Annotated in this window: 10 protein-coding genes; all 10 read right to left on the bottom strand. The window is 46.7% G+C overall.

The genetic code is table 11. The features are described 5' to 3' along the window. Positions 1–249 precede the first annotated feature (249 nt). A complete protein-coding gene (locus tag FN815_RS06125) occupies positions 250–1,698 on the bottom strand; it encodes an FGGY-family carbohydrate kinase (RefSeq protein ID WP_142453742.1) in 1,449 nt (482 codons plus the stop codon). Between the two features lie 25 nt (positions 1,699–1,723). Beyond that, positions 1,724–3,007 carry a sugar isomerase gene (locus FN815_RS06120; protein WP_142453741.1) on the bottom strand — a complete coding sequence of 428 codons (1,284 nt, stop codon included), beginning with the start codon at positions 3,005–3,007 and terminating at the stop codon, positions 1,724–1,726. 173 nt (positions 3,008–3,180) lie between these two features. Next, the gene (locus FN815_RS18860; RefSeq protein ID WP_185957188.1) at positions 3,181–3,351 is read right to left on the bottom strand and encodes a hypothetical protein; all 171 of its coding nucleotides are present in this window, start codon (positions 3,349–3,351) and stop codon (positions 3,181–3,183) included. Between the two features lie 24 nt (positions 3,352–3,375). Continuing rightward, positions 3,376–5,574 (bottom strand): bifunctional rhamnulose-1-phosphate aldolase/short-chain dehydrogenase, encoded by a 2,199-nt coding sequence (locus FN815_RS06115; protein WP_142453740.1) that lies wholly within the window; start codon positions 5,572–5,574, stop codon positions 3,376–3,378. An 81-nt stretch (positions 5,575–5,655) separates the two neighbouring features. Continuing rightward, on the bottom strand, positions 5,656–7,062 hold the full coding sequence (locus FN815_RS06110; RefSeq protein ID WP_142453739.1) for a purine-cytosine permease family protein: 1,407 nt from the start codon (positions 7,060–7,062) through the stop codon (positions 5,656–5,658). Positions 7,063–7,709: 647 nt separating this feature from the next. Then, the gene (locus FN815_RS06105) at positions 7,710–10,139 is read right to left on the bottom strand and encodes a glycoside hydrolase family 31 protein (RefSeq protein WP_142453738.1); all 2,430 of its coding nucleotides are present in this window, start codon (positions 10,137–10,139) and stop codon (positions 7,710–7,712) included. A gap of 225 nt (positions 10,140–10,364) precedes the next feature. After that, complete coding sequence (gene rhaM, locus FN815_RS06100; protein WP_142453737.1) at positions 10,365–10,679, bottom strand: L-rhamnose mutarotase; 315 nt, start codon at positions 10,677–10,679, stop codon at positions 10,365–10,367. Positions 10,680–11,036: 357 nt separating this feature from the next. Beyond that, positions 11,037–12,119, bottom strand: coding sequence for a PKD domain-containing protein (locus tag FN815_RS06095; RefSeq protein WP_221930258.1), 1,083 nt, complete (start codon positions 12,117–12,119; stop codon positions 11,037–11,039). A gap of 672 nt (positions 12,120–12,791) precedes the next feature. Then, complete coding sequence (locus tag FN815_RS06090; RefSeq protein ID WP_142453736.1) at positions 12,792–14,195, bottom strand: glycoside hydrolase family 88/105 protein; 1,404 nt, start codon at positions 14,193–14,195, stop codon at positions 12,792–12,794. Between the two features lie 50 nt (positions 14,196–14,245). Next, positions 14,246–15,571: a TolB family protein gene (locus FN815_RS06085; protein ID WP_142453735.1), complete on the bottom strand. Its 1,326-nt coding sequence runs from the start codon at positions 15,569–15,571 to the stop codon at positions 14,246–14,248. Positions 15,572–15,682 lie beyond the last annotated feature (111 nt).

The raw sequence follows: 15,682 nt of genomic DNA, 5'->3' as shown, positions 1-15,682 counted from the left end.
TTTTTAGCCCTTGGCACGAACACCCTCCGCGTGTTTTGATAAATCAAAACCCGGCACCTCCCTCAAGGGAGGACTTTTCGAAGCGGATTTCTATCTCCATGTTTTTTTGTAATTATCACAGTCATAATTCAAGCACAGAAAGTCTCTCCTTGAGGAGAGATCAAACAATGTGGCTGTTCCCACATTGTTTGTGAGAGGTGTTGGTGCCGAAGGCAAATCACTTCCAATCAACCCAACGGCCTGCCATCATCAACTCAACACCGATTCTTTCCAGCGGTAACCGCCGGCTTCTGTAGCTTTACAAGCTTCGTGCTTCTTCAATCCAAGTAAACGATTGGCAGCTTCTTTGTCATGCTTCAGCCTGCTGTCATCATTTACCACCATAGCCGCGCCAAGGGCTGAGGCATTCGGTAAACTCGAAGTATAAATCTCTTTTTCCGGGAAAAAACAAGCCAGCAGACGAATAAAAAATTCGTTTTGACTGAACCCTCCGGTTATCACCAGCTTATTGGCTGAAACGTCTCCACCGGCCAGCTTAATAGACTCTGCCTGAATGGATGCTAAATCCAGCATTAACTGATGGTAGGCTTCCTGGTACGAATCAAACTGGGTGATATCCCATTCGCCGGGTTTATTCTGAGGATAAGGCCCGGAATTATAGGCTGTATGTAATTTCAGCTTAAGCGCCGGGTTATCTTTTTGGATAATTTCTTTCATCAGCTTCGGGTCTAAATCAACCGGTTCTGCATCTTCCGGAATATCGAAATGTTGCATCAGCCTTTCTTTTTGTACACTATATTCATTTCCCAGAAAAAAACGGGCCGCCTTCACTTGGTTGCCATATACATCCAGGTAGCAGAGACAATCGCGCTGCAGCTCATCAAAGGTAAGCGGTTGTTTATTAAATGGGTTGAAGGTGATACTCCACGTACCCGTTGAAACCAGCATAAAAGGTTCATCCAGGGCAAATAAATAGGGAGCCAGTGCGGCCGAGCTGTCATGTATACCCACCCCGGTTTCCAAGGTTTTATCTTTCCATGGGACAGGAAAAGTGGCCGTAACAGGCTCAATACCGGGCAGTAATTCCAATAAATCTTCCTGCTTCATCCAGGCGTGATAATCATCCTGCTCAAAATTCCACATAGCCGTATGGCAGCCGATACTTGTTAGCTCTGAAGTTTGCAGCCCCGTCATCACATAACTCAAATACTGAGGAAAGTGCAGGCTCTTCCGAATCTTTTTAAACACTTCCGGCTTCCCGTATTTCAGCCAATACAGCTGCAGGCCCGAATTCAGCATTCCCATAGGCGGGGAAGCCGTTTCCAGCGACAGCCCTTCCCGGCCTTTGTAGCTGCTATAAAACTGATTTAACAAGTCTTCGGGAAAGGGTTTCAGATAATTATATAAGGGCGTTACGGTCTTCCCTTCTTCATCCAAATGTACCAGACTGGCACCGTAGGTCGAAAAATTCAGCGCCTGCACATCCACCGATTCATCCTCCTGCACCTCACGGATATTTTCTTTGATCCAGCGCTCCAGGGCCGGCAAATCCTCACAGGGGTCGCCATCGTCGTCGGTGGTCTGCTTCAGCTTCACCTGCGTTTTCCGCACTACGCCGTACTGCTCGTCAAACAGGAAAAACTTCTTATTGGTTTTCCCAATATCGAAAACGGCGGTTACGGATTTTGGGGTGGTCATGGTTATTCTTCTTTTTTCGGGATGATTACAGGCCGGTAGCCACGCTATCAGCCCCTCGTTCCTCAATCAATTGTTTACGAACGCCCAGCGCTCGGTATAGCTGTATGGGGTCGGCCGCCGCCTGATGACGTACTCGTGCTTCCGTCAGCAGTGGACGCACATCGGTTTGGAAAGCATCCTGCAACACTTCCTGTGCTCCGGCAGGATCATTTTCTTCCCGCACGTCCTTTAATTTATCCCGGTCAATCAACAATGCTTTTACATATGCCTGTTGAATAGCCTCAACTGATTGGAGTAAATCTTCCAGCGGATCTTTCACATTATGGCTGGCGTCAATCATCCAGGCTATCTGGTTGCGGAGTTCTTCAGGACCATCGGTGCCTTCAATCAACTCATTGAAAATCAAGAATAACTGGTAAGGCTTCAGAGAGCCAGCCGTCAAATCATCATCCCCGTACTTAGAATCGTTAAAATGGAATCCGCCCAGTTTACCCTCCATCAGCAGAATAGCTACAATTTGCTCAATGTTGGTATTAGGAAGATGATGCCCTAAATCCACCAGGGTCTTAGCCTGATCACCCAGCTTATTCGCCAGCAGAAAAGAGGTGCCCCAATCGGGAATTACCATGGAATAGAAATTGGGCTCGTAGGGTTTGTATTCAATCAGCACCTGCCAGTCGTCGGGCAGTGCGTCATAAATTTTGTGCAGGGATTCTTCAGTGTTTCTAAGCGCCTTCCCGAAATTCTGTTGTCCGGGAAAATTGGAGCCATCGGCCAGCCACACCGTCAGTGCTTTGGAGCCAAGTGCCTTCCCGTATTTTATCACTTCAATATTATGTTCAATGGCCTGCTCACGGACTTCTTCTTTAGTGTGAGAAAGCGAGCCGTATTTGTAGGAATGCTCCTGATCTTCCTGGTCCTGAAAGGTATTCGAGTTTACGGCATCAAAAACTAAATTATGCTTGTCCGCCAGCTCTTTCACGGCAGCGGTATCTTCGGGGATATCCCAGGGAATATGCAGTGAAATGGCGCCACTTGAATGATTCAGGGCATGCAACAAGCCCACATCCTCAATTTTCTCTTCCAGGCTGCGGGGCTCGCCGCCCATGGCAAACCGTCCAAAACGCGTACCGCCGGCACCTAATGCCCAGCTGGGAATAGCCACCTGAAAGGCTCCGGCCTGCTCCACCAGTTCATTTATGTCGATATTTCGTTTATTAAGCTGATGAGCCAAGGCGTCCAGGCTTTCCTGGTGATCATCTTTAACTGTTTTGTTGTGCTCTTCAATGTGTGAAGATGTGATATTCATAAGGGTGTACTAAATCTTTTTGTGCAATTAAGTCAGCATGGATTTCTCGTCCCGCCAATGTAGAAACAGAGTTAAAATGCTGATTTCGCAGATAATAAATCTACGAACGAATTGCCTTTTTTAGGAATAGACCTGTCAGGTTTCTAAAACCTGACAGGTCTTGGATAGTGCTGTTAATCCTGGCCTTCAATCCAAAACACGGCGGTTCCAAACCAGAGGATCATCCCGGTTGCCATTAACTGTTTATGGGTTTCCAGTGTCATATTCTGGGTGAATACCAGTATAGATGGAATGATGGTCAGCATCAATCCAATAATTGATATGATAATAAGCAGTATTCGCATAGCCGGGAGATCGTTGATTAAGTGTTATCGCAGAAATGCGTCTTTAAGTCCGCCGTCAACTGGAATTACATGCCCGGTTGTATTGCTAAACTTAGAGCTTATCAGGCCATAAATAGCCTCGCATTGTTGTTCCAGGGTAATATTGCGCTGCGTGAGCGTACGACTGGCATAAAACCCGGCCAGTTTGTCGCGCAGGGCTTCCGTGCTTTCTTCTTTGCTAAACTCAATGCCATACTTGGTGAGAGAAGCAATCACACGGTCCCGCGGAAACATGCTGCTGCCTTCCACTACGGTTGCCGGTGCCACACCATTCACCCGAACTTTGGGAGAAAGTGTAATCGCCAATTCGCGAATCAGGTGGTTGGCGGCTGACTTACTGGTGTCGTACGCCATACTTCCTGATTTAGGAACAACAGCATTTGCACTGGTAGTAATTACCATACTTCCTTTCAGGTTCTGAGCATGCCAGATTTCAGATACTTCATCCGCTACAATGTAATTGCCTTTCACGTTTACGGCAAAACTATTATCCCAAGCCGAATCGCCTACGTTTCCATGCTGGTCGGGCGTGGGATACAAGCCGGCAGTAACCGCCACATGATCCACCCCACCGTAAGCCAATACCACTTTCTTCAAAGCTTCTTTCACCGAAGAACGGTCAGTAATATCACAGCCTACGCCAATAATATCTCCTGAACCACTAATGTCCGATCCTGCCACGCCAATGCCCATGCCAATTTCATCCAGCACTTCTTTAGCGGTAGCTTCTGCGGCTTCTTCGTTTAAATCCAATGCGGCTACCGTTCCACCTTCTTCAATCAGGCGGGTAACCAGGGCTTTGCCGATGCCGCTTCCGGCACCAACCACAGCAACAACCTGCCGCGAAAGTTCGCTTTCAGGTGGCATGCGCTGTAGCTTGGCTTCTTCAAGTGCCCAGTATTCAATGTCGTACGCTTCCTGCTTAGGCAGTGCCGTATAGTTAGCTACAGATTCTGCCCCGCGCATCACACCAATAGCAGCGGTATAAAACTCGGCTGTCACGCGTGACTCACTTTTGTTTTTACCCCAGGCAACCATTCCCAATCCGGGAATCAAAATCACCGTAGGGTTGGGATCGCGCATATCCGGCGAATCTTCGTCTTTGTGATTGTTGTAGTAATCAGCGTAGTCATCACGATATTCACCGAGACCTTCTACAATTTTTTCTTTCAGATCATCTACCGAACCCGATTGTGGATCCCATTCCACATACAACGGCTTAATCTTAGTGCGTAAAAAGTGATCAGGACAGGATGTTCCCAACTCGGCCAGACGTGGTGCATCCTTAGAGTTGATGAACTGCAAAGTGGTTTCATCATCCTGAATGGTTCCGATAAACTGGTTTTGCTGGCTTACTTGTCCGCGGAGAAATGGAAGTACTTCTCCAAAAACTTCCCGGCGTTTATCTTTGGCCAGGGATTCAAATTTGGCACCGCCAAATGCTTCTTCGCCTAATTCATGCTCTTCCAGGTAGGCAGCGGCTTTGTTGATAAGTTCCAGGCTAAGTTCGTAGCATTCCTGGTCATCATCGGCCCAGTTAATCAGTCCGTGTCCGCCCAAGATAATGCCGCGAATGTCGGGATTTTCTTTGATGGTTTCCTGAAGCTTCAGGCCTAGTTCAAAACCTGGACGCATCCAGTCAACCCAAGCCACTTCATCCCCGTAAATCTTTTCCATCAGCTCCGGACCATTATCAGCCGTTGCAATGGCAATTACCGGAACGGGATGCGTGTGATCCACAAACTTAAACGGAATAAAACTATGCAGTGGCGTGTCAATAGAAGGTGCCCGCGGGTTTAAGTTGTAGGTGCAATGCGGGTACATTTTCGTCATGGAATCCTCTGCCGGCGTCTTCAGCCCGGTGTTGTCCATATCGTGATATATCTCCTGCAGCTTCAACAATTTCTGTTGATACAAGGAAGCAAAATTTGGTTTCTTGGCCGTACGTAAATCTCCTCCTGAGCCCTTTACCCAAAGTACTTCGGCTTCTTCCCCGTTGATCGGATCCTTTTCCATCACCTTACTGGAGGTATTTCCTCCCCCGGTGTTGTTGATGTAAGCATCACTCCCTAACAGGTTGGAACGATAAACAAGACGTGCCAAAGCGTCTTTATCCTTTACCTCATTTTCGTCCCATTTGCTTTCAACTTGTCTGAAATAACTTTCAACTATGCTTGTTTCCATCGTCTTGTCTTCGTCGTTACTTTATAATTTTACGTTGATAGTACTCTTGTTGCTCAAGTAGATTCTATATTGAATAATTTTCTATGCCGTTGCTTGTGCCGGTTTGGCCTTCATGATTTTCTTTTGGTACAGGAGGCTCAGCCCGATGTAAAGCAGTGCTGCAATAAACCAACCCGGTAATCCAAGGAAAAAGATTTCAATACCGATATAGAGATTGATAAAGAGGCAGAGCAGTAGCGTAATGCCCCAGGTCAGGCCGGCTGTCCAGTTGAAACTGAGACCAATTTTTTCGGCAAGATTGCTTTGCAGGTTCATTTTTTGAAAAACCATGACATCCAGGAAAATAACCGCGCCCATTGGCATCAGCACCAAACCATAGAGGGCCACAAAATCGAGTAATTGCATTACCAGGGCAGGGAAACAAGCGGCAATGGAAGTAACCATACCGGTGAACAGGGTAACCTTCCAGCGTTTCCAGTTAGGGGTTACCGATTGAAAAGCGAGTCCTGCACGATATATAGTGGGGTTGGCAGTAGTCCATCCCGCAATAACCACACAGATGGCACCAGCCACACCTGCGCCATTATAAGCAATGATACCAGGCGCAATGGCGCCAGCGGCTGCAGCTGTCAAAATACCTGAAGCCATCCAGGCTATAAAATGGCCAAAAAACATTCCTGTGCCTGAGGCAAAACCATGCTGCCATTTTTTAGCAAATCGTAAGATGGACATATCCGCCATCCCGATGTGCATAGCCATGTTGGCAAACCAGGCAAAAAACATTACGTGCCAAAAAGTAAATTTACTTTGTCCTTCTGCCGGAACCCCTGTCCAAATTTTTTCCTGGGCCACCGTCCAAAAATCAGAAATGGAAGTTACTCCCAATTGAGGAAGGGTAGCCAGTGCGGCAGCAATAAATACCAACAGCATCCAAGGGAAAGCAACGTTGGCAAACCAAGCCACGTAATCGTAACCTAAAATAGCCACTACGGTAATCACCAATCCAACCAGAAAAACCGTAATAATCCAGCCGATACTTGTTGGCATCCAATCTCCCAATTCAGGCATGGGTATACCAAAAGGCAAGCCAATGGCCGTAGCAGCTACCGCTATCATGGCACCGGCTAAAAAGCAAAACATCAATGCATTTACCACATTATAAATCAAAGCCAGCTTTGAGCCGCAAATTTTCTTCATTTGCCAGTACAGGGTAAGCTTGGTCTTCACGGCTACGGGAGCACATAAAAAAGCCCAGCTTAATACGGCCAGGATATTACCCAGAATAAGTCCCCAAATTAATTCACCTGTAGCCACACCATGTGCTACAAATAAAGGACCAATCACAAACTCGGTGCCTGCAGTATGCTCTCCGGCATACATCCCTATAAAACCTTTCCAGCCTTTACGTTTATCATCCGGCACTGGTCGCCGTTCATATTCATCAATGTTTTTGAGGCGGGCGTCTAACCGCTGGAGAATATTATTCATACAACATAATTTGAACGAAACCCTTCGGTTTCTTTAGATTATTTAGCTGCCTGTGAGAGCAATGGCTCTTATTGGAAATTAGAAAGCCCTTTGGCCTAAACCAGACGTCAGGATGCTTTTTCTGCCAAACAAGACTCTTTACATCATAAGAGACAGCCAAAATTGGAATCTACTATGCAGATATAACTTTTTTCTGAAAAGAATTTGAACCCGTTTTGGGGGCGAGAACTGATAGAAATGTTCATCGTTTTTTCTTCATCCAAAATTCCAGCTTTGGCCCTATTTTATAAAACCCGAGTGGGTGGAACACGGATAATACTAATCTTGCAGATTTTGAAGATTACGGGCTGGGCTGCTTCCTGCTCGCCTGTTCAGAGGTATATAAAATGAAAGATGACTAGTAGTAGCACCTTTTAAGCCGTTTAATTTTTTAACTTGCCTTCGAGATAAGAATAGGTGAAACAGATAAATAGAAGTTTGTAAAGTCATCCCTACGAAAGCAGGGATCTAACTGTCGCGTTGAATCCAACTATTGATATCTGGCAAGCAATAAGATTCCGGGCCTCACCGACAAGTTTGTCGGGACATGTACGCCGCGGAATGACCAAAAAGCATATTCTATATCTATTCAAATATTGAACTGACGGTTATTTAGAAATAGTGACGTTTATATCCTCTGCACTGCTACCGGAAAGCCTGACAAATAGCTTACCTGACTCTTCGTCAAAATACCAGCCGTCTTCCTGCGATTCTTCTTGGAATACTTCAAAATTGGATATTTTACTCAATACTCGAGAATCCTCTTGCACCGATTCAGGAGCCTGCTTCGTGTGGATAAGCAGCTTATATGAACGCTCCGGAACCTGATATGAGCCTTCAGGGGCTTGAATATTCACAGTTGTTTTTAGGGATTGATCATCTACCGTTACGGTTGTGATGGCATATTCCCCGCTCTCATACTCCCTGCTTTTGCCGTCATCATCATAGATTTCATAAGAAGATTGACCATGCGGAAAAATTTCCAGGCTAAGCGTATCGGCCGGCTGTTCGCCCAGGTTCTCGATGCGGTTGCGCTGCGGAATGATTCCTCCTGCTTTTACAAAGATCGGCAGTTTGTCGAGCGGAGTCAGATACGCTACATGTTGCTTGCCGCTGTATTTTTCGCCATTCCAGTAATCATACCAAGTGCCCTCCGGCAGATACACGGTTCGGGTCTTGGCACCTTTGGTGGTCACCGGGGCCACCAGCAGGTTATCGCCAAACATATATTGGTCATCGATATCATAGGTATTGATGTCGTCTTGGTATTCAAGCACCAGGGCCCGCATAATCGGCTTCCCGGTGTTGTGCATTTTCCAGGCTTCACTATAGATGTATGGAATCATCCGGTAACGCATACGGTCATATTTTTTGAAGATGCGCTCTGCCTGCTCGCCATAACTCCAGGGTTCTTTGTAGCCAGGATGATCCATACCGAATAAGTGTGCGATAGGACTGAACATGCCAAACTGTACCCACCGGATATATAGCTCGGGGTCTGGCACGTGTTCAAATCCTCCCATGTTATGCGACCAGAACCCAACTCCTGAGAGCCCTATGTTCAGCCCGGCCCTTATGACAGGTTCAAAATACTGCCACTCGCTGGACCAGTCTCCCGCCCAAATGTAGGGGTAGCGTTGAATACCTGCATAGCCTTCGCGCGTGAGGTTGAAGCCGCGCATGTTGTTTTCATCCTGGAAACGCGTAAAGGGAGCTGATGTATAGGCAAGAGGAAACAGGTTATGCAGACGCTTAGCTTCGGGGCCGGTGGGACCTGTTTTGTCGCTTTCATTGGCTTTATTTCCAAAGGCACTGCCCTCATCCGTTTTAAAAAACATAGCCCCCTGCTCGATCACGATTCGCGCGCCATGCTCCCACCACCAATCCACGGCCACAGAATCAAAAACGTTAACAAATTCGCCGCCACCGGGTTCGGGATATACCACTCCGGCTTCCCTGGCCTGGTCAAGCAGGTTATATTTGTTTCCGTTGTCGTAACGTGGACGGACGTGCACCCCTACCATATTGTAGTCCATGGCATATAGACTGTCGAACATAGCTTCAGGGTTTTTGAAGGTATTGCGCCACTCAAAGGTGGTTGAACCATATCCGTTAGGACCGAATATGCGCCAGGTGGAATCGAGATGCAGTACGTCGGCTGGAATTCCTTTTTCTTTGAACTTTCTGCCCAGGTTAATCACGTAATCGTCTGAAGTATTTCCCTCATGACCCCAGGTTCCGCCGCTATAGGTTCCCACATTAAGTCCCAGCGTAAATTCGGGTACAAGTGGCGACTTTCCCGTGAGATCCGTGTATTGATCGAGTATGGCAGGAAATTCAGGACCATACATGAAGAAGTAATCGATCTGTCCGTTCTCCGCTTTAAAAGAGTAGACATTTGTATCGCTGTTTCCCATATCCCAGTGCGTAGTGTAGGGAGTGTGGAAGAAAATGCCGTAGCCTCTTGTACTCATAAAGAAGGGAACCGGTGAATAGTTGGCCTTCAGGATGTTGTATGCCCCAACGGTATGCGTAGGTCCGGTACCGCGTCCCACATCCAGCTCAATTTTTTTACCTCGTTGATCCACGAAATCCATCCTTTCTCCAAAACCAAAGAAATGCTCTTCCGGCAGGAGTTTTTTCTCAACCCAGACGGCTTCACCTTTTTTCATCATCCCACCACTTGATTGGGAAATCTCTTCTGTATTCAGTACTGTCCCACTCGGGGTCAAAAATGTTAGTTTCAGGGGCTCTTTTTGCACGCTAACTACTAAATCATCGGTTTTAAAACGGACTTCCTCCCCAGCTTCTTCAACACTCACATCTACCTGCGGCCAGTGGTTATCTACCAACATCCATTCCTTACCCACGGTCTCGAAAGATCGATCCCAACTGGTTTGTACCCGAACCATGGAGGGGGTATAAAATTCAAGTTGTAAGTCTGCATTCTCTCCGGAAAAAAGGACCGTATTTCCATCCCGTTCAAACTGCGACTGCAAGTTACCTATCGGGGTCTGGGCGCTGAGATTGGATGCCATTAATGCAACTATTACGATGAGTAGTAATCTAATCCTGCTCCTAAAACATGTTGAATGCATACAGCTGTTTATCCTTTTGTTATTAAGATTAAATGATGGCAATGTGTTTACCAGTTATCAATGTTCCCCCGCCTACCGCCCCGAATTGTTCGGGACACCAGCCGGTTGGTGTTCATTTAAGCGTGATAGCTAGCCAAGCTATTTAAAGCATCCCTCCCGGACAGGTCAATCCATATGGAACACTTCTTCCAAAGACTTTTCTACTGGAGAGTTGTCGGGGTTCACTTCCATAATGTCTTTCATATAGTCCCACCATTTTTTCATGATTGGCAGTTCCCGTAGCGACTCACCATCGAAATCATCTTCCAGCTTCTGCACGGCAAATAACGTGTTGGTTTCTTCATCCAGAAAAATGGAATAATCATGGATGCCGGCTTCGGTGAGGGCTTCTTCCAGCTCCGGCCAGATCTCATCATGGCGTTTTTTGTATTCTGCTTTAAAGCCGGACTTAAGTTTCATTTTAAAAGCGTTGCGGTACATGTGTTTTCTTTTTGGAGTGATAAATTTGTTACAATGATGATAAAATGGTAATAGTTTGGTAGGTAATAAGTAACCGCCCTTTGGCACGAACACCCTCCGCCGGTTTTGACAAGTCAAAACCAAGGCACCTTCCTCAAGGAAGGACTAACTGATATGGAATTCAATCTAAAAAACTTTTGCAGGCAACGTAGCTGTAATTCCTCCCCGGAAAAAGTCTCTCCTTGAGGAGAGTACGGCTTTAGCCGGGAGAGGTGTTGGCCCCATGGGTAATCCTCGTTTAACGTTGATACTTATAATTTTCGTGATGTACTTTGATAAAATTCATTGTTGAATATTCAATGTTCGATATTCAAATCCTTAGCGCACCGCCACGTCCCATACTTTCGAAAGCCGGTCTTTGCCTTCAGGTCCTTCTACCTCCAGCACTACCACATACAACCCGGGCTCCTCGTATTGATGAATCGGATGTTGTTCTGTGGATGTATTACCATCTCCAAAATCCCAATTCCAAGAGGTAATCTCTCCCTCCGATTCATCTTGAAAGGCCACCATACGCCGATCCATATCAATCACTTTGAAATCCCATGCGGCTTCTACCGGTGCTTTGAATTCAGGCTCCATCGTCATCAGGCGAAACATCACCAGCTCAGATGCCTGCCCGTACATAGTATGCTCGGCCGAGAGATTCCAAAAGCCATCCTGACCACCACCTTCGTCATAATCCAGCACGGCCCAGCTTAAGCCAATGAGTTTGTTCTCATACAGTTTGGATTTCACCGCGCGCCCTGGTCCTTCGGCACCGGCATAATCAAAGGGCGTGATCCAGAATTCAAGGGTCAGTTTACCGGAATCCCCGTGCTCAAAATTGAAATCATAGGCCGCATTGGCGTAGGGTAAGTCTTTAATCCAGGACTGAGGCCCCCACGCCAGCGTCCAGTCTTTGTCTACTGGCGGAGTGAAAATGTGATAGTTCTGGGCATGTACGCCGTGAAAGGAAAAGTAGGCATCCCATTTGCCAATGCGTGTGTTGGGGTGAAAGCGATCGATGAGCGGTCCGCCGGAAAGATCGGCATCCACTACAATTTCATAGGTATCGTTTTTGAGGCCGGTTTCATTGAAATGCCAAAAATCATCCTCGGCTTCATATAGAAAATACAGTCGGTTCATCCCTTCTACCCAACCCACTTTTACCTTTACAGCCAGAGTGCTGGAATCTGGTTCCGTGTAATTCCCATTGTCATCTACCAATTGATCGGTGCCAATCTCATAGCTGGCGGGCACCATATCCCAATCCGAAACATCACCATCAATCCGTGGAATCTGATCGGCAGGAAATTGGAAAATTTTAAAGGTGGTATCCGGCCGGCTTTGAGCCATCAAGGTGGTTTGCAGGACGGCTGCCAGAACCAGAAGTATGGGTAAAATTCGTTTGTGTGTCATAGATTTTCTTTTTTGCAGATGGCAATATAGCCTTTGGCACGAACACCATCCGCGTGTTTTGGCCAGCCAAAACCTGGCACCTTCCTCAAGGAAGGACTTATTCGAAGTGGAATTCAATCCCAGGGGTCTATGCATAAGTTTCTAATCTGTAATACATCCCCCAGAAAGTCTCTCCTTGAGGAGAGATCCATTCAAAAAGTTGTTCCTTTTTGAATGGTGAGAGGTGTTGGTGCCAAGGACAAACTGTTTCCATTAATCTCATTCCCATCAAAAGGAAACTTCATTCCGCCCCAACAACGGGACGAAATGAAGGTTGACCGCACATATAATTGTACTCTTTGTAAAGCTCAGGTTCGCCCTGCCCTTTGTAATAATCGAATGGAACGCTGATGACGCTGATTTAGCGGATGGCTATTGATTTTTGTGATACAATGAGATAATCATCATGAGACCATCTTCAGTTACATCACTCATATCACAATTAAACATTTTGCCCAACCTCCGGTATCCATTTGGTCTTTAAAAACATCCGGGCGGAGGTTCTATCTGGTTGCATTCTTTACCCCCGACTAAAGTCGGGGGCTATTATCTGTCATCCCTACGGGATTTTGGACTAACCCTCACTTCAACATTCAATGTTCTTTGTTGAATGTTCGATGTTCATCATCCAACCTACTTCTCGCCGTACACCTGCAGGCCGCTGTCGTTGATGGCAATATCGTGGTTGCGAGTCAGCTCCAGGATCTCGGCACCGGCCAAAATTACGGGACCATAGCCATGAGCCGCGTATACATTAATCGGACGGTGGTAATAGAACGCAGGATCAAAAGCCATACCGGTACCCACACAGGTTCCTTCTACTTGGCCAATTTCATTCACTTGATTGCTTACTGAATTCCAGGCCAACAGAACCATCGGACCGTAGGATTTTTCATCCACCCAATCGCGGTTAATTGCACGGGCGATGGAATAGGCATAAATGGCAGAAGCGGAAGTTTCCAAATAAGAGTCGGTTTTATCCAGCAGCTGGTGCCAGCGGCCTTCACCGGACTGATATTGTGCAAGTCCTTTAATGTGCGCCTGAAGCTGTTCCAGCACATCATCATATCCAGGGTGATCTTCCGGCAACACCGACAACAGCTCTACTTTAGCCATCAGCGCCCAACCATTAGCACGTCCCCAGTGGAAACGTGGTTTGTCTTCCATTGCCTGTACCCAGCCGTGGAAATAGATGCCTTTTTCTTCATCAAACATACGCTCCGCAAACTGGCGCACTTGCTTAACAGCATCGTCAAAATACTTTTGCTCGCCGGTGTGGTGGCCCATTTGTGCCAGCGCCGGAATACTCATGAACATATCATCCAGCCAAAGGGTATTGTCCTGTGGGCGGTTTCTTGCAAGCGTACCATCTTCCAATCTAAACTGTTCGTTGTGAATATAACCCACCAGGTTATTGACCAACCAGTCTAAATGCTCTGCATCGTTGTAACCGGCATCCATAGATTTAATCATGGCCGCACTCATTGCTCCTGCATCATCCAGTGCGCCGGGATGGATAAGTGATTCTACAGGTGTTTCCAATGTTGGATTTGCTTCCAGCTTTTCGCGATGGGCATTCACCACATCTGCTAAAAAATTAATCCGCTCGGTGGAGTATTCAGTGAAGGAATCATCCCCCGTTACTTCTCCGGCCAGCTGCATTCCGGCGTAGGTAACGCCCCACTCATAGCTCACGAGTCGGAAATCACCGGCTTCAAATTCGGTATCGCCGGTATACCCTTTGATATCGGTTACCTCATTTTCGGTGCCTTCTTCCAGTAACACCATGGGGGTGTTGGCATCCAGGTAATCGCGTACGCGAGTCAGCGTTTCTATGATTTGTTCTTCTGATGCCGCCTCATACTGCACCGGATAATCAGGTTGCAGCGCATGTAAAGGAGCCGTGGTATCGGTTAATGGTTCAGATTCCTGTTCTTCTTCTCCGGATTGTTGCCCGGTACATCCGGCCGTAATTCCTGCTACTAAGAACAGCGTTAGAATGGCCTTCCAAGTTGAATGGGATAATGAATAGTGCATGTTTAGCCTATTTTGTATTGATTAGTTTAAAAGGATTTGATGCGAAAGTACTACCAGGAAACGTCAGGTAAATCAACACCTTCAGGATGCAGCGGTACCATCATGATATCGCTGCTGGTTAACATACTGGAATTAAACAACAACCACTTGCCATCGGGACTGATGGAGTGATGGGAATGTGCCTCCCTTGTAAAAGGGCTTGGACCATTGGGTCGATGCCCTGCCGTAAGTAATTTCACTTCTTTCGTTTCCAGGTTGATACGATACAGATTTCCGTCAAAAGTATCACCTACGGCCCATTTCAGGTCTTCGGTGGCATCGGCATGCCAGTATCCGCCCTTGCCGGCCTGTTCAAGCCGTGTGACTTCATTGGTGCGAATATTCATCATAAAAATACCGGATGGCTGCTTTTGCAAGCGATCCAGGTGTCCCATCACATTAAAAATAATATGATCTTTATCGGCAAAAACTTCATGCGTTACCCACTCTTCTGCATTTTCTTCGTACAGAGGGCGGTGAGTTACTTCCCCATCTTCATCAACACTAACCGACCAAATTCGCTGTGGGGCATCGCCACCGGTTTCCCAGGAATACATGATCTCCCCTGAAACCCATTCATTGGCTTGCAGGTGATTGGCCCACATAGGCACTTCTAAATGTTTTGTGGTTTCCCCTGTTTCAAAATCAATACTATAAATAGCAGATTGTTGCGGTCCAAGTCGGGAAGCAAAAAACAGGCGATCCTCATCGGCATCCAGGCCCATTCCACCCGACTCGCGCACTCTTGGAGGCAAGGAAGCAACTACGGTTTCATAATGAGCCGGATCAGGGTTCACCTCATCGTTTTCACTGTCTTCAAGTAATCTTCCGAGATCAAATTCAATGAGTACGCCTTCCCTGATCTGGTAAGCATTATTCTTGGTCCAACCCAGATGCAAAAACTGGTTGTTATCGCCCGTGGTAATCTGCACAATTTCGAAGTTGTCCATAGACATAGCATAATACTGCCCCTCGGCCCTGCTGGAACGAAACACGAGGTATTCGCCATCCGGAGTCCATTGGGGATGATCTTGGTAAATCTTCGAGTTATGATGCCTTGAGGTAGTGAGTGCGATAATATCTATCCCGCTCACCTCATCTTTTATGGTAAGATGTTCTGACGGAAAGCGCTGCCCGAACACATCCTGCCCGGCCATATCAAAAGTATTATCCACATGGGCACGATCCGAATAATCGGTACCGGCTACTACCTGCGCGTTCAGGGATGAAGTAGCGGCCACAGCGAACCAAAGGCCCAGCAACAGGGCTCCCCCAATTTTGAGGACATCATTAAACCAACAATGGAATGAAGAAATGGGAATAGCTTGTTTTTTCATTATATATAAATTTTTGGGTGATTAGGCTTTGGTGACGTCCAACTTTATAATTATTGGTGTTATATCATAAGAGACATGCAGCTTGATATTCTACTTGTAAAAAATTGATAC

This window comes from Gracilimonas mengyeensis (assembly GCF_900182705.1).
Taxonomy (GTDB): Bacteria; Bacteroidota; Rhodothermia; order Balneolales; family Balneolaceae; genus Gracilimonas; species Gracilimonas mengyeensis.
Note: the sequence above shows the minus strand (reverse complement) of the source record. Positions and strands in the feature narration are given on the sequence as shown.